We start from the raw sequence: 17145 nt of genomic DNA on the forward strand, positions 1-17145 counted from the left end.
GGATTTGTCGTTGTGTTCGAGCTGCCTGGGCAGGCCTCTGCCAGGATCAATAGCAAGGGCAATGCCAAAATGCCCACGAAGGGTGCAAAGGCCGAGATTGCTAGGGACAAGTGCCCAACGACAGGGCGAAAAAGCTGAGGAAGGCTGGCGGATTTCCGCCCGTTGGCGGAATTTGTACAAGGGGTGATGGCGGGAATCCGCCCATAGTGTATGGCGGTATGGCCCTTTCGCGGGTGAACCCGCTCCCACAGGGGGGCACTGCTTTCAAGCATGTGAATGCCTGTGAAAGGGCCGGTACTGCCGATCAATCCAGCGTGAAGGTGATCCGGAAGGCCGCGCCACCCAGCGGCGAATCCCCCAGGCTCAAGCCGGCGTCATAGCTGTCGACGATGTCTTTGACCACCGCCAGCCCGATGCCCTGCCCCGGGTGCTGGCTGTCCAGCCGCTCGCCGCGCTCCAGAATGCGCTCGCGCTGATCGGCCGGCACCCCTGGCCCATCGTCTTCGATGCACAGCGTCAGTTGGCCAGGCGCCTCTTCCAGGGTCACCCGTACGTGCCCCAGGCTCAACCGGTAGGCGTTTTCCAGCAGGTTGCCGAGCAGTTCCAGCAGCGCGCCCTGCTCCATCGGCAGCTGCGCGGCCTCGGGTATGTCCAGCGCGACGCTGACCTGCTTGTCGCGGTAGACCTTGGCCAAGGTGCTGCACAAGCTGTCGAGCAAGGGCTTGAGTTGCACGCTGTGACGCACCAGGCCGCTCTTGCGCAGGCTGGCGCGCTGCAGTTGGTAGTCGATCTGCTGGCTCATGCGTTCGATCTGGCTTTGCAGCACCCGCGCCTGCTCGCGCTCACCGCTGCGCTGGCGCAGGCTCTCGCCCACCCCTTGCAACACCGCCAGCGGTGTCTTCAGGCTGTGCGCCAGGTCATCCAGCGAGTCACGGTAGCGCTGACGCTGTTCGCGCTCGCTGTGCAGCAGACGGTTCAACGAACCGGTCAGGCGCAGCAGCTCCCGGGGGTGCTCGCGGCTCAACCCGTCACGCGCGCCGGCCTCGACCTCGTCCAGCTCGCGGCTCAGCCGCCGCAGCGAACGCAGGCCCCAGGTCAGGCCGGCCCACAACAGCACCAGCAGCGCCAGCAAGGCTGCGCCAAACCCCAGGTAGAGCTTTTCGCGCAGGCCATCGAGGGTGTGCTGGTACTCGCGCACCGGTTGCAGCGCAACGATGCTGTAGGCCGCGCTCTGGCCGCCAAGCAGCTTGATTTCGACGTCATAGACGAAGAACTCTTCGCCATCGCCTTGATGGATGCGGGCGAATTCGTTGCCACGGCCGTCATAGCGGGGGCGGTAGTTGATGTTCTGGTCTGCGGTGGCCCGCGACTGCCACACCAGGTTGCCGTCGCGGTCAAAGATATAGCCGAGCAGGCCGGTGTAGGGCAGGTTGTAGCGTTCGTCCGGCAGCAGCGTCGGCATCTGCAACTGGCCGCGCTCGATGCGGGCGGCGGAGATCAGCGTGGTCACGTCCGAGGCCAGGCGTTGCTCGATGGATTCCTGCAGGGCAAGGCTGAACGCCTTCTGCAAGGCAGGCAGCAGCGCCAGCATGAACAGCAGCGCCAGCACTGCGGCCGCCAACATCAGGCGCACCCGCAGGGAACGGATCATCGGCAGCGCTCGGTAAACAGGTAACCCAGGCCGCGCACTGTGTCGATCGGTTTAAAGCCGTTATCACCTTCCAGCTTGCGGCGCAGGCGCCCTACCAGCACCTCGATCACATTGGGGTCACGTTCTTCATCGCCTGGGTAGAGTTGCTCCATCAGGCGGTCCTTGGCCACCACCTGCTGGTGGTGGCGCATGAGGTATTCGAGGATGCGGTATTCGTAGGCGGTCAGGGCCAGGGGCTGATCGTCCAGGGTCGCCTGCTTGCGGTTGAGGTCGAGCAGCAGCGGGCCTGCGGCGATGGTCGACTGGGTGAACCCGCTGGAGCGGCGCAGCAGCGCGTTGAGGCGCGCTTCGAGTTCTTCGAACTGGAAGGGTTTGACCAGGTAATCGTCGGCACCAGCGGCCAGGCCTTCGACCTTGTCCTGCCAGTTGCCACGGGCGGTGAGGATGAGAATGGGGAAGGTCTTGTTCTGGCTGCGCAGGCGGCCGATCAGTTCCAGGCCGCTCATGCCCGGCAGCCCCAGGTCGATCACGGCCAGGTCGAAGTGGTACTGCTCGGCCTGGTAAAGGGCCTCTTCGGCATCGGCGACAGCCTGGACAACGTGGCCGCTTTCGCCCAGGCGGGTGTAGAGGTGATGGCGAAGCAGCGCTTCGTCCTCGACCACCAGCAGTTTCATGTGCTGCTCCTTGTTTATATGGCCTGTGCCGGCCTCTTCGCAGCGCAAGGCTGCTCCTACAGGCACAGTGGTTGCCCGATGTAGGAGCAGCCTTGCGCTGCGAAGAGGCCAGTGCAGGATAACAACTACCTCAGAACTTGTAGTTCGCCGACAGATAAGTTTGTGCACTGCTGGTCAGGCGCAGGGTGCCGTCTTTCGGCCCGCCGCTGGCGCCCACCTCGGTTGCAGCATTGGTGCGCAGGTAACGGTAGCCCATCTCCACCGATGCCTTGTCGGTGATCTCCTGGATCACACCTGCCTGCAGGCCCACCGCGTAGCCATAGTCGGTATCACGGCTGGCACCTGGGGAATCCTGGGTCAGCTTGGTCATGCCCAGGCTGCCGCCGCCGAACAGTTTGGTGGTATCGCCCACCGGCAGGAACAGGTCATAGCTGCCCAGCAGGTTTTCCTGGCGCAACTTGAGGCCGCTGTGGTCGCCTGAGACGTTATCGTAGGTCATGTAGTAGCGACCCTGGTCGTTGATCTTACCCACGCGCACGCCCCAGGTGTCGTCCTTGCCGATGATGCCGTCGGCGTTCAGGTTGTCGGTGTTGCGTTGCAACAGGCCCGACTTGCGGACTTTATCGCTGGTCTGGCCGTAGGTCAGGCTGGCGAAGTTTTCATCGGCGGCCTGGGCGGTGGTAATGCCTGCGGCGCAGACGGCCATGGCGGCGAGCAAGGTGTTGAAGGTTTTCATGGCTTCGTACTCCAGTTGGATGCGCTGTTTCTGTCTGGAAGCTAGAGTAAGGAGGGCACCCTGAACCGTGACTGAACCCTGGCTGAACCAGGGCTGAACGAACTGTCTGCAAGACAAGGAGTAGTAAACATGCGCGCCCTGCTGGCCCTGACCTTGATGTGCAGCGCCGCCCTCGCCCAGGCGGCGGTAGTGACCCGCGAGATCCCCTACCAGGACGACGATGGCAAGCGCTATGTCGGCTACTACGCCTATGACGATGCGCTGGACGACAAACGCCCGGGCATCGTGGTGGTGCATGAGTGGTGGGGCCTGAACGACTACGCCAAGCGCCGCGCCCGCGACCTGGCAGCCTTGGGCTACAAAGCGCTGGCGATCGACATGTACGGCGATGGCAAGCACACCGAGCATCCGCAGGATGCTCAGGCGTTCATGGCCGAAGCGATGAAAGACCCGGCTGCCGCGGCCGCGCGCTTCGACGCTGGCCTGGAGTTGCTGAAAAAGCAGCCGAACGTCAACAAGCACCAACTGGGCGCAGTGGGTTACTGCTTCGGTGGCAAGGTGGTGCTCGATGCGGCGCGCCGGGGAGAAAAACTCGATGGCGTGGTGAGTTTCCATGGCGCGCTGGCCACCCAGACGCCAGCCAAGCCGGGCGTGGTCAGGGCCGACATACTGGTCGAGCACGGCGCGGCGGACAGCATGGTCACCGAACAACAGGTCGATGCGTTCAAGGCGGAAATGGACGCGGCCAAGGTCAACTACAAATTCGTCAGCATCCCCGGGGCCAAGCATGGCTTCACCAACCCGGACGCCGACCGTTTGAGCCATGGCGAGCATGGTGGGCCGGACATTGGTTACAACAAGGCAGCCGATGAAAGCTCATGGGCGGATATGCAGGCCTTCTTCAAGAACGTGTTCAAGTAACGATCGCCGGGGCCGCTTTGCGGCCCATCGCGACGCAAGGCCGCTCCCACACCGCCGTCGCGGCTGGCACAATAGCCCCCATGAACACACTTCCCACCTGCTGCTCCCCACTTCAGCACCATTGGCCCCTGCCCCGCCCGTTGCCGGGTGCAGTGCTGGTCAGCTGTGCCTTCGACCCGGCCCACCTGGCTGCCGACGACTTCCAGCGTGCCGGCATTGCACAAAGCGCCAGCCTGCAACGCTCGGTGGCCAAGCGCCAGGCCGAGTACCTGGCCGGCCGTGTCTGCGCCCGCGCCGCCTTGCAACGGCTGGATGGCCGCGACTTTGTGCCGGGCACCCACGAAGACCGCTCGCCCATCTGGCCGGCCGGCATCCACGGCTCGATCACCCACGGCAAAGGTTGGGCCGCCGCCGTCGTCGCGGGCCAAGGCAGCTGCCGCGGCCTGGGCCTGGATCAGGAGTCGCTGCTGGATGACGAGCGTGCCGAGCGCCTGATGGCGGAAATCCTCACCCCCGCCGAACGTGAGCGCCTGGACCGCCGCCAGCTCGGCCTGACAGTGACGCTGACCTTTTCGCTCAAAGAAAGCCTGTTCAAGACCCTCTACCCGCTGACTCGCCAGCGTTTCTATTTCGAGCACGCCGAAGTGCTGGAGTGGTCCACCGAGGGTTTGGCCCGCCTGCGCTTGCTCACCGACCTGTCACCCGAATGGCAACGCGGCAGTGAACTGCAGGGCCAGTTCTGCCTTCAGGACGGCCACCTGCTGAGCCTGATCAGCGTCTGACCTTTACTGGGGCGCCTGTGCACGCGGCCAGTTGAGGCTGAAGCAGGCGCCGCCCAGCGCCTCGCTGCGCCCTACCGTGGCCCTGCCAGCGTGCCAGTAGATGATCCGCCGAACGATCGACAGGCCCAACCCATGCCCACCAGAAGCCCGGGTGCGGCTGTCGTCGAGTCGGGTGAAAGGCGTGAAGATGCGGTCCCAGACGCCCTCCGGGATGCCTGGCCCGTCATCTTCCACATCGACCCTGCAGCGTTGCTGCCCCAGTTGGTAACTGAGCCGAACTTCGCCCTCGGCATGGCGCATGGCGTTGCTCACCAGGTTCTGCAGCGCCCGGTGCAGGTAGCGCGGCTCGGCCTCGACCCAGGCCCCATCGGTTTCAGCCCCTTGGCAAGCACCGCGCACCACCTTGATGCCGGCCCGCAGCGGCGCGAGTTCCTCGATCACCCGGTCAAACAAGGCATCGAGGTCGACCCGCTGGAATTTCAGCGCCGGCGCACCTTGCTCAAGGCGCGCGTAAGTCAGCATCTCGTCGACCAGTTTGTCCAGGTCCTGGATGTCGCCATCCATGCCGGCCAGGTGCTTGGCGCGGGCTTGGTCGGTACTCGCGGTCTCGATCATCTCCAGGCCAAAGCGCAGGCGCGCCACCGGTGTGCGCAGCTCGTGGGACACCGCCCGCACCAGCTCGCGCTGCATGGTCAACGAGCGCTGCAGGTGCTCGGCCATGCCATTGAATGCTGCAGCCAGGCGCCCGACCGAATCGGCGTCACCGGCCGGCACACGGGTGTCCAGGCTGCCCTGGGCAATACGCGTGGCCGCAATCTCCAGGCCCGACACACGCCGCTCCAGCTGGCGCACCAGCAAATACACCACCAGCCCGATCAGGCACAGCCCGAGAAAGGCAATCAGGATCAGCAACTGCGGCGGGTTCGGGTTGAGCTGATGCAACGGGCCGATTTCCAGCACCCAGGGAGACCCCGAGAGCCCGGAGAACACCCGGATTGAATCGCCATCCTTGCCCAGGGCCATGACGGTATCGCCCTCCTCTACCCGCCGCCGCTGGTCGTCATCCAGGCCGACCCGCTCCAGGCGTTGCAGGGCGATGTCGAAACCAAACCCCTTGCTCTGCTTGAGTTGCGCAAGGCGCTGCTGCTGCTCGGTCACCGGGTAACGCACCAGCTCGTCCGCCAACAGGTAAAGGGTGGCCCGGGCCAACTGCTCGCTGACCTGCTTAATCTGGGCCACCAGCAGTACATCCTCGCGGCCAACCTTGCGCAGCACCTGGGCGGCGTGCGGGCCGGTCTTTTCGACCACCACCAGGCCGCGATACAACCGGGCCCGCTGGCCACCGTCAAGGGTGCGCGCCGACATCGGCTGCAGCGCCAACGGCACCCCAAGCAGGCGCTCCCACATCAGCAATGAGCGCTTGCGTTCGGTTTCGTTCTGCACGGCCAGGTTGTCGGCCATCAGGCTGAAAGTGCCTTGGGCCAGGCCCTCGCGGTGCTGGGCGGCGCGCACTTCGTTGACCAGGTGCAGGCTGAGCACCCCGAGCAGCGCCACCAGCACCAGCACGGCGAGCATGCCGCCATAGATGCGCAGAAAGATCGAGTTGTTCATGGCGCCTCGCCGACGAACAGGTAACCCTTGCTGCGCAGGGTCTTGATCAGGCGTGGGTGGATCGGGTCGTCACCGATCTTGGGGCGGATCTTGGAAATGCGCACATCGATGGAGCGGTCCTGGCCGTCGTAGCCAACACCGCGCAGGGCGGTGAAAATCTGCTCGCGCGACAAAACCCGGCCGGCGTTGCTGGCCAGCAGCCAGAGCAGGTCGAATTCGGCGCCGGTCAGGTCTATCAGTTGCTCGCCCAGCCGCGCTTCGCGCAGGCGGTTGTCGATGCGCAGCGGGCCGAAGGCCAGGTCCAGGCGCTTGCTTTCGGGCGCTTCGCTGCGCCGCAGCAGGGCCTGGATACGCGCCAGCAACACGCGCGGGCGCACCGGCTTGCACACATAGTCGTCGGCGCCCAGGTCCAAGCCCTGCACTTGGTCGAGTTCGTCGCTGCGGGCGGTGAGCATGAGGATCGGGCCCGCATATTGGCCGCGCACCCGGCGGCAGATGCTCAGGCCGTCTTCACCGGGGAGCATGAGGTCGAGAATCACCAGGTCAGGCTGGCTGTCGACAATGCGTCGCACCGCGCGGCCGCCATCGCCCTCGACGGCCACCTCGAAGCCGTTGGCCTGGAGGTATTCGGCCGTGAGCTCGGCCAGGCGCTGGTCGTCTTCGACGATGAGGATGCGGGGGGTGGGTTGGTCCATGGCCTTTGCCTTTCAATTGTTGTTTTTCTATCGTCGATACTACGTTCCGCCCTGAGCACTGCCAACCGACCTGCAGTACCGCACTCGCCACTGGACTGAACCGTTTTTTGTGGTAGGGTTCGCGCCCTCAAAATTCTGCCTTGGGGCAGCGCGCTGAAGAAAAATACTGCAAACCACTTGGCACAAGGCCTACAGGCCATACCCACAAAGTACGCACAACTTATCCACAGGCGCTCGCCTTGCAAAGACCCTGATACCGCATTATCTTGTATCCCGATCGCAGCGAACCACTACATGTTGGGGTTCGTGCAAAATCACACACAAAAGTCAACCCGGCAAATTATTCGATTTTCCGGTTGAACTTCAGATGATTTGACCAGCCATACCGCTCCAGCGGACTACTGAACTGCAACAGCTTTTGGGTACTGCCCAAAACCTTTGACTTCGGCCAGGGAGCGGCAAGCTATTGCCCCTTATTCCTGAGTCTGTCCCGAAGTCGGTACGCCCGAGCGGGCGGATGCGCGCGCATGACGCATCCCCGCACGGGTGATCGAGCAAGTGGACGGAACGGTGGGCGCCCAAAAGGCGCCTGTACAATATAGAAACTGTGGAGACACCCACCCATGCAAACCGACACAACTCGCGAGAACCCGCAGGCCCAGGTGCCGCAGGCCGCCGATTCCAACCAGGATCTGGCTGCCACCGCCCCCGGCCAACTGCGCGTGATCAAGCGCAACGGCACTGTCGTCCCCTACACCGACGACAAGATCACCGTGGCCATCACCAAGGCGTTCCTCGCAGTTGAAGGCGGCACCGCCGCCGCCTCGTCGCGTATCCACGACACCGTCGCGCGCCTGACCGAGCAGGTCACTGCCACGTTCAAGCGTCGCATGCCATCGGGTGGCACCATCCACATCGAAGAAATCCAGGACCAGGTCGAACTGGCCCTGATGCGTGCCGGTGAGCAGAAAGTCGCCCGCGACTACGTGATCTACCGCGATCAGCGTGCAAAAGAGCGCGCCACCCGCGCCAACACCGACGCCGTGGTCGAGCCGCACCCAAGTATCCGTATCACCCTGGCCGACGGCAGCCTGGCGCCGCTGGACATGGCGCGCCTGAACACCATCATCAGCGAAGCCTGCGAAGGCCTGGCCGAAGTCGATGGCGACCTGATCCAGCGCGAAACCCTGAAGAACCTGTACGACGGCGTGGCCATCAAGGACGTCAACACCGCCCTGGTGATGACCGCCCGTACCCTGGTCGAGCGCGAGCCGAACTACTCGTTCGTCACCGCCCGCCTGCTGATGGACACCCTGCGTGCCGAAGGCCTGGGCTTCCTCAGTGTTGCCGACAGCGCCACCCACCACGAGATGGCCGAGCTGTACGCCAAGGCGCTGCCAGCCTACGTCGCCAAAGGTATCGAGTTCGAGCTGCTGAACCCGGCCCTGGCCGACTTCGACCTGGAAAAACTGGGCAAGGCGATCAACCACGAGCGCGACCAGCAGTTCACCTACCTGGGCCTGCAGACCCTGTACGACCGCTACTTCATCCACAAGGATGGCGTGCGCTTCGAGCTGCCACAGGTGTTCTTCATGCGTGTGGCCATGGGCCTGGCGCTGGAAGAGAAAGAAAAAGAAGCCCGTGCGATCGAGTTCTACAACCTGTTGTCGTCCTTCGACTACATGGCCTCGACCCCGACCCTGTTCAACGCCGGTACCCTGCGCCCGCAGCTGTCCAGCTGCTACCTGACCACCGTGCCGGACGATCTGTCGGGCATCTACCACGCGATCCACGACAACGCCATGCTGTCGAAATTCGCCGGTGGCCTGGGCAACGACTGGACTCCTGTGCGTGCACTGGGCTCCTACATCAAGGGCACCAACGGTAAATCCCAGGGCGTCGTACCCTTCCTGAAAGTGGTCAACGACACCGCCGTTGCGGTCAACCAGGGCGGCAAGCGCAAGGGCGCTGTCTGTGCCTACCTGGAAACCTGGCACCTGGACATCGAAGAATTCATCGAGCTGCGCAAGAACACCGGTGATGATCGTCGTCGTACCCACGACATGAACACCGCCAACTGGATCCCTGACCTGTTCATGAAGCGCGTCTTCGATGACGGCAAGTGGACCCTGTTCTCGCCCTCGGAAGTGCCTGATCTGCACGACCTGACCGGCAAGGCCTTCGAAGAGCGCTACGAGTACTACGAAGCCCTGACCGAGTACAACAAGATCAAGGTGTTCAAGACCATCCAGGCCAAAGACCTGTGGCGCAAGATGCTGTCGATGCTGTTCGAGACCGGCCACCCATGGCTGACCTTCAAGGACCCGTGCAACCTGCGTTCGCCGCAGCAGCACGTGGGCGTGGTCCACAGCTCGAACCTGTGCACCGAGATCACCCTGAACACCAACAAGGACGAGATCGCGGTCTGCAACCTGGGCTCGATCAACCTGCCGAACCACATCGTCGATGGCAAGCTGGACACCGCCAAACTGCAACGCACCGTGAACACCGCCGTGCGCATGCTCGACAACGTGATCGACATCAACTACTACTCGGTGCCGCAAGCGCGTAACTCGAACCTCAAGCACCGCCCTGTTGGCCTGGGCATCATGGGCTTCCAGGACGCACTGTACCTGCAGCACATCGCCTACGGTTCCGACGCTGCTGTCGAGTTCGCCGACAAGTCGATGGAAGCGGTGAGCTACTTCGCGATCCAGGCGTCCTGCGACCTGGCCGACGAGCGTGGCGCCTACGAGACCTTCCAGGGTTCGCTGTGGTCCAAAGGCATCCTGCCGCTGGATTCGCAACAGATCCTGATCGAGGCCCGTGGCCAGAAGTACATCGACGTCGACCTGAACGAGACCCTGGACTGGGCGCCGGTGCGTGCTCGCGTACAAAAAGGTATTCGTAACTCGAACATCATGGCCATCGCGCCGACCGCGACCATCGCCAACATCACTGGCGTGTCGCAGTCCATCGAGCCGACCTACCAGAACCTGTACGTGAAATCGAACCTGTCGGGCGAATTCACCGTGATCAACCCGTACCTGGTTCGCGACCTGAAAGCCCGCGGCCTGTGGGACTCGGTGATGATCAACGACCTGAAGTACTACGACGGTTCGGTGCAGCAGATCGAGCGTATCCCGCAAGAGCTGAAAGACCTGTACGCCACCGCGTTCGAAGTCGAGACCAAGTGGATCGTCGATGCTGCCTCGCGTCGCCAGAAGTGGATCGACCAGGCTCAGTCGCTGAACCTGTACATCGCTGGCGCTTCGGGCAAGAAGCTGGACGTGACCTACCGCATGGCTTGGTACCGTGGTCTGAAAACCACCTACTACCTCCGTGCCCTGGCTGCGACCAGCACCGAGAAGTCGACCATCAACACCGGCAAGCTCAACGCCGTTTCCAGCGGCGGCGACAGCGCCCCGGTTCAGGCCGCCGGCCCGGCACCTGTGCCAAAGGCGTGTGCGATCGACGAGCCTGACTGCGAAGCCTGCCAGTAAGGCCTGATGCCGCAAGGGGTGCCCACGAGCGCCCCTTGCGGCATTTTTGTATCCGCGCTCCAGAGAAGCCTTGCCCTTTGCCCACCGCTCGCGCGGCTCGGTAAAAGAGCAGGACCTCTCAAAAAAAGGATGTACCCCATGGCGCGGAAAAAAGTGGCAACTCGCAAAATTGGTCGCAATGCTGAAACCGGCCGCTTCACCTCGGTCGAAGAAGCACGCAAGCACCCCAAGACACATGTGGTCGAGACCCTGCGCAAGCAGTGCAGCTAACACGTACTGTGTAGGAGCAGCCTCGTGCTGCGAAGAGGCCAGTGATGGCAGCGAAATGTGCTGTGCATGCGCCGTCCTCTTCGCAGCACAAGGCTGCTCCTACATGACGCGCAAACCCCATATACAGTGTTTAACAAACAAAAAACCACAACATATAGTGCTAAACCTTCGTTTAGCGGCTACACTCTTGCCCGAACGAACGGCACACCCTTGGTGAACGGATGCGCGTCAAACCGGTCGAAAAAGTTACCCTCGCCGGCCAGACTCGCACCCCGATCGAAGGCGAATTCCGGTATACTGCGCCCCCTCTGAAAAGGGCACCTTTCAAGTCCCTGGCCCCTCGGTGAGGCCTGGCCAGGCACAAGCACATCCAGATGTAACGAGAGTCAGCCTCTCGAGCTGTCCATTCGCCGTAACGGCCTTGCGTCAGGCATCACATTCTTAAAATCCAACCGGTTGCCTGAGGGCGACCCTCAAGCAGGAGCCAAACCATGCTGAGCTGGGACGAATTCGACAAGGAAGACGGCGAAGTAGCCGCCAAAGGCAACACCCCTGCGCAGGCCAACGCCGCTGCCACCCTCGACAAGCTCGACAGCGCCGGCGGTGCCGCCGCCCTGGAAGCCCGTGCCGCTACCGCTTCTGACTCCGAAGCCGTAAAACGCGCCAAGGCTGCCCTTGACGCCCTCGACGTTGCCGAAGGCCTGGCCGAGCTGGAAGGCTCTGCTGCCCGCGTTGCGGTCGATGAAAAGCGCATGATCAACTGCCGCGCCGACCTCAACCAGCTGGTGCCATTCAAGTACGACTGGGCCTGGCAGAAGTACCTCGACGGCTGCGCCAACCACTGGATGCCGCAAGAGGTCAACATGACCGCCGACATCGCCCTGTGGAAGAGCCAGGACGGCCTGACCGAAGACGAGCGCCGCATCGTCATGCGTAACCTCGGCTTCTTCTCCACCGCCGACTCCCTGGTTGCCAACAACCTGGCCCTGGCCGTGTACCGCCTGATCACCAACCCGGAGTGCCGCCAGTACATCCTGCGCCAGGCCTTCGAAGAGGCGATCCACACCCACGCCTACCAGTACTGCATCGAGTCGCTGGGCATGGATGAAGGCGAGATCTTCAACATGTACCACGAGATCCCGTCGGTCGCGAAGAAAGCCGCCTGGGGCCTGAAGTACACCCGCGCCATCTCCGACCCGGAATTCAACACCGGCACCCCGGAAACCGACAAAGAGCTGCTGCGCAACCTGATCGCCTACTACTGCGTGCTGGAAGGCATCTTCTTCTACTGCGGCTTCACCCAGATCCTGTCGATGGGCCGCCGCAACAAGATGACCGGCGTTGCCGAGCAGTTCCAGTACATCCTGCGTGACGAGTCGATGCACCTGAACTTCGGTATCGACGTGATCAACCAGATCAAGATCGAGAACCCGCACCTGTGGGATGCCTCGATGAAAGAAGAAGCGACCCAGATGATCCTGCAAGGGACCCAGCTGGAGATCGAATACGCCCGCGATACCATGCCGCGCGGTGTACTGGGCATGAACGCAGCGATGATGGAGGACTACCTCAAGTTCATCGCCAACCGTCGCCTGACCCAGATTGGCCTGAAGGAAGAGTACCCAGGCACCACCAACCCGTTCCCGTGGATGAGTGAGATCATGGACTTGAAGAAGGAGAAGAACTTCTTTGAGACGCGTGTGATTGAGTATCAGACTGGTGGGGCGTTGAGCTGGGACTGATTGTCCGGGCTGAGCATCGAAAAGGCTGCCGAATGGCAGCCTTTTTTATTCTTTACTAAACGCTTCTATGAAGCGCACCGCTCAGCTTCGAGAAGGCGCTCGGCCGCCTGAGCGGTCACTTCTTTGACGAACACTGCATGCGAAAGCTCGACACAGACCAGCACCGTAGCGTGCTGTTACTGCGCAACGGTCAGTACCAGCTGACCACCATGGTCAGCGAGTCCGGGGCCTATACCTTGCTAGCACATCACCCTATTCCGGAGAACCGGCACCTGCGCTGGTGGCTGACCCATGAGGTAGTGGCGATGCTTCGTGATAGGCAGGTTGATGATGTCGAGGGTGTGCCGCAGTTGGGGCAGATGTGTTGGCCTGGTGGGGTGTCGGCAACGTTGTTGTATTGGCAGAGTGCCCAGCGGGCCTTGCGGCTCCATGGGGTGTAAAAAAGCGGCTACAGCTTTGCCCGCGCGCTCGGCAATACCGCATTCGTAGAACAACCCATTCATTAGTGATTCAGCGGGGCCTGTGGGAGCGGGCTTGGCAGGCCGGCTGCTTCGAACTCGAGACTATAGGTCATCCAGCTCTACCTTCACGCGCTGCGGGGCGGCTAGCCGCTCGCTTACGGTCGCGATCAGGTCTTCATCCTCCTCGGTCATCAGCACCGGCCGAAAGGGCAGTTTGCCCCGCTCGGCTACATATTGCAGCGCTTGGCGCATGAGCTCGGAGGGTGTAACACCAAGACGTTCCAACTCCTGATAGGCACGAGCCTTGAGCTCATCGTCGACACGAACGTTGATGGATGCCATGGGCGCTCTCTCCAGGTAAAGACATTCGTCATTACACTGCACCGTTTGCCGGTGCAGTGCAAGCGCATCTCGCCTCTTGCTGGCCTCAGTGCCCTACGCAGGCAGCGCCATCCGGTACTCGATCACCCCCGGCTTTTCAGCAATCCAGTCGTACAGCCGCTGTGCAGTCTGGTTGGTTTCCTGGGTATGCCAGTACAGCCGGTCGCACTGTTTCTCCCGTGCCTGGCCCTGAACGTACTCGATCAACTGCTTGCCAACCTGCCTCCCTCGCGCGTTTGGGCAAACGTACAGGTCTTCCAGATAGCAGAAGTCGTTACGCCCCCAAGTCGAGCGATGGAACACAAAATGGACGAAACCGAGGATGCGCTCACCGTCCGTGGCGACGGCGCAGTGCACGGGCTCTGCCGGGTCGAAAAACCGCGCCCAGGTCAGCTCGGTGGTGGCCTTGCTCAGTTCCACTTTGTAGAACGCTTGGTACTGGTCCCAGTAGGGGGACCATTGTGGAAAATCGCTCTGTTCCAACTCACGAACCGAAACCAACGCTTGTGCTGTCATCGTGGACCCCTTTCAATGTGGGAATGGTCTGAAAACAGATGCATTTATAGCGATAGAATGGCCTGAATAGCCCCGCCACTTTTTGCAAGCGAACCAGACCAATGTTCAAACACGCACAACTGCAATCGGTCAAAGCCTGGATGAGCGACCCGGCCCATGGCGCGTTGTCGTTGCATGTGCGGATCCAGCGGGCGATTCGCCAATTGATCCTTGATGGCGCGCTGCCGGTCGGTAAATCGCTGCCGGCTTCACGCCCATTGGCCCAGTCGCTGGGCGTCTCGCGGGATACCGTGGAGGCGGCTTACAGCCAGTTGCATGCAGAGGGCTTCATCGAGCGTCGGGTGGGCAGCGGAAGCTTCGTCTCGCAACGCGCACGGCATCTGCCACGGCGACAGCAAAAACGCGAAACGCGCTGCGATGAGCCACCTCAACTGAGCCGCCGGGCGATGGCCGTGCTGCAGAGCGGGGGCGTGAATAATTTCCAAGGGCCGCGCCCTTTTGCACCGGGCGTAGCCGAGACCCGGCACTTCCCCCTGGCGATCTGGGAAAGGCTGGAGCGCCAGGTGTACAAGGAATTTGGCACCCAGGCATTGGAGCACAGTGCGCCACAGGGCATGGCCTGCCTGCGCAGCGCGATCGCTGACTACCTTAACCTTGAACGGGGCGCGCAGGCGTCTGCCGACCGGGTGCTGATCCTCACCAGCTCGCAGCAGGCGCTTAGCCTATGCGCGCAGGTGCTCATGGATGCAGGCGATCAGGTACTGGTCGAAGACCCGCTCTACCAAGGCACGCGCAAGGCCGTCGCGGCAGCAGGCCTCGAAGGCGTGCCCGTGCCAGTGGATGAAAACGGCCTGCAGGTGGAACGCATGGCGCCGTTGGCCGCCAATGCCAGGGCGGTGTTTCTGACGCCGTCCCATCAATATCCCACCGGCGCCACATTGTCGTTGGACAGGCGCCTCCAGGCCATCGAGTGGGCAAGGCAGCAGCGCGCCTGGATCATCGAAGATGACTACGACAGCGAGTTCCACTACGAGGGCCGGCCGACTGCCTGCGTGCAGGGCCTGGACCCGCATGAACGCACGCTGTACATCGGCACGTTCACCAAGTCGCTGTTCGCCGGGCTGCGCATCGGCTACTTGCTGTTGCCGCCTGCTCTCGTCGCGCCGATGACCAGTGCACGCACGCTGCAGGACGGGCATACGGCCTCCATTGCCCAGCTGACCCTGGCGCGGTTCATGGAGGGCGGGCACTACACGGCGCATGTGCGGAGCATGCGGGCGCTGTATGCCGCGCGCCGGGACATGCTGGCCGAGCTTGTGCACAAGCACTTGGGGGCGTTTCTGGCGCCAAGCACTCCGGCCGGGGGGCTGCAGATGCCCTGCCACTTCGTGCAGGTCTTGCCAGAGGATGCGGTAGTGAGGGCGGCGCATGCGGCGGGGATCGACCTGCTGGGGCTCGGCAGTTTGTATGCATCGCCGAGGAATGATGTGGGCCTGTTGATGGGGTTTGCGGCGCTGACGCCTGGCGAGATGCGTGTAGCGGTGGGGAAGCTGGCGAAGGTGTTTGCGGGGCTCAAGTAGAGGCCTCGCCCCCGCCACAAAGGCATCGATGTGCCGTACTGGGGCGCCCAGAGACGTGGTCGAGGGTGAGACCGTTGCTAAGTCTAGAAGCAATTGCAGCTGCTTCAACTCACCGACTGGAGCAGCGCACTGTTTTCATTGATACGGCCTTGCACGGTTTGAAGCGTGTCTTGGGTGATCATCTGCGGATACATACGCTCGGCCATGCGCCTAAACTGGCTCGCTGCTGCGCATATGCGGTCCATGATGGCGGCGGCGGACGCCGGCGTAATGTCTGCTTCGCTTGCCAGGCGCAGTATCGCTTTCCGGTCGATCGCCAAGGCCTCCCCCATCACATCCATCTGATGATAGCCGCCAGGGCCTTCGCAAAAGGTCACGTCATACGCGGGTGCCAGTTTCCACTCGCCTGCTCGCGACATCACGTAGGAAAAATTCTTGGGATGGTCATCGCGGTTATTGAACACCACGTTAAAAACAACTCGCTCAAAGGCGCGCGCTTTCTCTCGCAGGTCGTTGGTGCACAGATGAGTCGCCCGCAAGAAGTTGACGTAATCCAGGGCACCGGGTGACCTGAAGTCGGCGCCGGTATAGGCCGCCAAGCTCTGCATCGGCACACGCAGATCCCCCTGGCGATCAAAACGTCGGCTGGCGAAAGCGGCCAGCCCATTTGGCAAACTGAAATGCTGGGTATCAGGCGTCGCAATGCCGCACTGACGTAGGCACTCGGCATAGACCATTTCGATAGCGCAGACTTCAGGGTGCTCTTCTCTCGCCGGGAACTTGATCAGCCAAGCTTCCAGGCCTGCCCTGGCAACGGTAGTAAATGCCCCCGTGTGCGGATCGCGATAGACCAAGGCTTTTGGCCTGGCGCCTTGAGGGGAGCCCCCTACCAGCAGCAGCTTCTGCACAAACGCGGCTCCGTCCCCCTTGAGTACCTCTTGTACCTCGGCGGCCAGCAGGTCGAGCGGGATATGCTCCGCAGGTTGCAGCCCCTCGGCCGCAACGGGCTCGAACGACAGGGCACCCATGGCGTTATTGCCGATGTAAGCCAACCGCTCCAATGGCCCTACGCGAGCAACGTTGAGCCCACGACGCTTGAACAGGCGGTCCATCAGCAGCATGCCCCAGCCATCGGGCATCGCATCGTAGACAGGCCCCGGCAAACCGGACTGATGGGCAGGGAAGCCTCTACGCAATGCGTCACCTTGCAACGGCATGGCATACGACGACAACTCAAGCCCACGCAGCTTCGCTTCGCTGCTGTACTCGAACACAATCTGCGGACGGCTAGAGACGGCCGTGGTGGACACGAGCGTGCCCCACAGCCAGCGCTCACCCCAACGTAATCACAATATTCTGTGTCTTATTGATGAAATAATCAGTTTAGCAACAAAATAATGAAATTAAATTAGAATACGCATACACGATCTTGATCGTCATGGAGGTTAGAGAAAATCAAGACCCCCTACCCTACACAAGACTCAGTCATCGTATCTCCACACGACCCCCCTGGCCCCCGGTATAGAGCCCACCCCCCTCATACCACCCAGAATGCCGCGACAACATCTCACCCTCATCACACCACAAAGCGTTGACATCCCCACCACCACTTGATAAAAATC

Annotated in this window: 15 protein-coding genes; 7 read left to right on the forward strand and 8 right to left on the reverse strand. The window is 62.2% G+C overall.

Annotated elements, in window-relative coordinates; all coding sequences use genetic code 11:
• Positions 1 to 304 precede the first annotated feature (304 nt).
• The 3 genes from HU764_RS19775 to HU764_RS19785 all read right to left on the reverse strand — a co-directional run bounded on the left by HU764_RS19775 (position 305) and on the right by HU764_RS19785 (position 3061).
• A complete protein-coding gene (locus HU764_RS19775; protein ID WP_186681005.1) occupies positions 305 to 1651 on the reverse strand; it encodes an ATP-binding protein in 1347 nt (448 codons plus the stop codon).
• Positions 1648 to 2325 carry a response regulator gene (locus HU764_RS19780; protein WP_027594691.1) on the reverse strand — a complete coding sequence of 226 codons (678 nt, stop codon included), beginning with the start codon at positions 2323 to 2325 and terminating at the stop codon, positions 1648 to 1650. The genes HU764_RS19775 and HU764_RS19780 overlap by 4 nt, the downstream gene beginning before the upstream one ends.
• A gap of 130 nt (positions 2326 to 2455) precedes the next feature.
• Positions 2456 to 3061 (reverse strand): outer membrane beta-barrel protein, encoded by a 606-nt coding sequence (locus HU764_RS19785; protein ID WP_027594692.1) that lies wholly within the window; start codon positions 3059 to 3061, stop codon positions 2456 to 2458.
• 129 nt (positions 3062 to 3190) lie between these two features.
• Here HU764_RS19785 and HU764_RS19790 point away from each other — a divergent pair, with 129 nt between their 5' ends.
• Both HU764_RS19790 and HU764_RS19795 read left to right on the forward strand, forming a co-directional pair.
• A complete protein-coding gene (locus tag HU764_RS19790; RefSeq protein ID WP_186681007.1) occupies positions 3191 to 3982 on the forward strand; it encodes a dienelactone hydrolase family protein in 792 nt (263 codons plus the stop codon).
• Positions 3983 to 4062: 80 nt separating this feature from the next.
• On the forward strand, positions 4063 to 4764 hold the full coding sequence (locus HU764_RS19795; protein WP_027594694.1) for a 4'-phosphopantetheinyl transferase family protein: 702 nt from the start codon (positions 4063 to 4065) through the stop codon (positions 4762 to 4764).
• 3 nt (positions 4765 to 4767) lie between these two features.
• Here HU764_RS19795 and HU764_RS19800 read toward each other — a convergent pair whose 3' ends face one another.
• Positions 4768 to 6375, reverse strand: a complete 1608-nt coding sequence (locus HU764_RS19800) for an ATP-binding protein (RefSeq protein WP_186703802.1) — start codon at positions 6373 to 6375, stop codon at positions 4768 to 4770.
• Positions 6372 to 7070, reverse strand: a complete 699-nt coding sequence (locus HU764_RS19805; RefSeq protein ID WP_099455097.1) for a response regulator — start codon at positions 7068 to 7070, stop codon at positions 6372 to 6374. The genes HU764_RS19800 and HU764_RS19805 overlap by 4 nt, the downstream gene beginning before the upstream one ends.
• A 623-nt stretch (positions 7071 to 7693) precedes the next feature.
• On the opposite strand from HU764_RS19805, the gene HU764_RS19810 reads away from it, so the two are divergent.
• From HU764_RS19810 to HU764_RS19820, 4 genes are all read left to right on the forward strand, one after another.
• Positions 7694 to 10573 carry a ribonucleoside-diphosphate reductase subunit alpha gene (locus HU764_RS19810; RefSeq protein WP_027594697.1) on the forward strand — a complete coding sequence of 960 codons (2880 nt, stop codon included), beginning with the start codon at positions 7694 to 7696 and terminating at the stop codon, positions 10571 to 10573.
• A gap of 138 nt (positions 10574 to 10711) precedes the next feature.
• A complete protein-coding gene (locus HU764_RS27880; RefSeq protein WP_256208043.1) occupies positions 10712 to 10843 on the forward strand; it encodes a hypothetical protein in 132 nt (43 codons plus the stop codon).
• A gap of 491 nt (positions 10844 to 11334) precedes the next feature.
• Entirely contained in the window at positions 11335 to 12585 is a 1251-nt protein-coding gene (locus tag HU764_RS19815; protein ID WP_027594698.1) for a ribonucleotide-diphosphate reductase subunit beta, read from the forward strand.
• A 137-nt stretch (positions 12586 to 12722) separates the two neighbouring features.
• Positions 12723 to 13025: a BRO-N domain-containing protein gene (locus tag HU764_RS19820; RefSeq protein ID WP_225935669.1), complete on the forward strand. Its 303-nt coding sequence runs from the start codon at positions 12723 to 12725 to the stop codon at positions 13023 to 13025.
• Between the two features lie 123 nt (positions 13026 to 13148).
• Here the strand turns inward: HU764_RS19820 and HU764_RS19825 are convergent, their stop codons facing one another.
• Both HU764_RS19825 and HU764_RS19830 read right to left on the reverse strand, forming a co-directional pair.
• Entirely contained in the window at positions 13149 to 13388 is a 240-nt protein-coding gene (locus tag HU764_RS19825; RefSeq protein ID WP_186681009.1) for a type II toxin-antitoxin system RelB/DinJ family antitoxin, read from the reverse strand.
• 93 nt (positions 13389 to 13481) lie between these two features.
• Positions 13482 to 13943 (reverse strand): GNAT family N-acetyltransferase, encoded by a 462-nt coding sequence (locus tag HU764_RS19830; RefSeq protein WP_186681011.1) that lies wholly within the window; start codon positions 13941 to 13943, stop codon positions 13482 to 13484.
• 101 nt (positions 13944 to 14044) lie between these two features.
• On the opposite strand from HU764_RS19830, the gene pdxR reads away from it, so the two are divergent.
• Positions 14045 to 15523, forward strand: coding sequence for a MocR-like pyridoxine biosynthesis transcription factor PdxR (pdxR, locus tag HU764_RS19835; protein WP_186703801.1), 1479 nt, complete (start codon positions 14045 to 14047; stop codon positions 15521 to 15523).
• Between the two features lie 104 nt (positions 15524 to 15627).
• Here pdxR and HU764_RS19840 read toward each other — a convergent pair whose 3' ends face one another.
• The gene (locus tag HU764_RS19840; RefSeq protein WP_186703831.1) at positions 15628 to 16848 is read right to left on the reverse strand and encodes a type II toxin-antitoxin system HipA family toxin; all 1221 of its coding nucleotides are present in this window, start codon (positions 16846 to 16848) and stop codon (positions 15628 to 15630) included.
• Positions 16849 to 17145 lie beyond the last annotated feature (297 nt).

The sequence above is a fragment of the Pseudomonas kermanshahensis genome (assembly GCF_014269205.2).
Taxonomy (GTDB): Bacteria; Pseudomonadota; Gammaproteobacteria; order Pseudomonadales; family Pseudomonadaceae; genus Aquipseudomonas; species Aquipseudomonas kermanshahensis.

Excerpts from the sequence above, each read along its gene's own strand:
- HU764_RS19775 (WP_186681005.1), bottom strand. The coding sequence starts at position 1,651 with ATGATCCGTTCCCTGCGGGTGCGCCTGATGTTGGCGGCCGCAGTGCTG.
- HU764_RS19780 (WP_027594691.1), bottom strand. The coding sequence starts at position 2,325 with ATGAAACTGCTGGTGGTCGAGGACGAAGCGCTGCTTCGCCATCACCTC.
- HU764_RS19785 (WP_027594692.1), bottom strand. The coding sequence starts at position 3,061 with ATGAAAACCTTCAACACCTTGCTCGCCGCCATGGCCGTCTGCGCCGCA.
- HU764_RS19790 (WP_186681007.1), top strand. The coding sequence starts at position 3,191 with ATGCGCGCCCTGCTGGCCCTGACCTTGATGTGCAGCGCCGCCCTCGCC.
- HU764_RS19795 (WP_027594694.1), top strand. The coding sequence starts at position 4,063 with ATGAACACACTTCCCACCTGCTGCTCCCCACTTCAGCACCATTGGCCC.
- HU764_RS19800 (WP_186703802.1), bottom strand. The coding sequence starts at position 6,375 with ATGAACAACTCGATCTTTCTGCGCATCTATGGCGGCATGCTCGCCGTG.
- HU764_RS19805 (WP_099455097.1), bottom strand. The coding sequence starts at position 7,070 with ATGGACCAACCCACCCCCCGCATCCTCATCGTCGAAGACGACCAGCGC.
- HU764_RS19810 (WP_027594697.1), top strand. The coding sequence starts at position 7,694 with ATGCAAACCGACACAACTCGCGAGAACCCGCAGGCCCAGGTGCCGCAG.
- HU764_RS27880 (WP_256208043.1), top strand. The coding sequence starts at position 10,712 with ATGGCGCGGAAAAAAGTGGCAACTCGCAAAATTGGTCGCAATGCTGAA.
- HU764_RS19815 (WP_027594698.1), top strand. The coding sequence starts at position 11,335 with ATGCTGAGCTGGGACGAATTCGACAAGGAAGACGGCGAAGTAGCCGCC.
- HU764_RS19820 (WP_225935669.1), top strand. The coding sequence starts at position 12,723 with ATGCGAAAGCTCGACACAGACCAGCACCGTAGCGTGCTGTTACTGCGC.
- HU764_RS19825 (WP_186681009.1), bottom strand. The coding sequence starts at position 13,388 with ATGGCATCCATCAACGTTCGTGTCGACGATGAGCTCAAGGCTCGTGCC.
- HU764_RS19830 (WP_186681011.1), bottom strand. The coding sequence starts at position 13,943 with ATGACAGCACAAGCGTTGGTTTCGGTTCGTGAGTTGGAACAGAGCGAT.
- pdxR (WP_186703801.1), top strand. The coding sequence starts at position 14,045 with ATGTTCAAACACGCACAACTGCAATCGGTCAAAGCCTGGATGAGCGAC.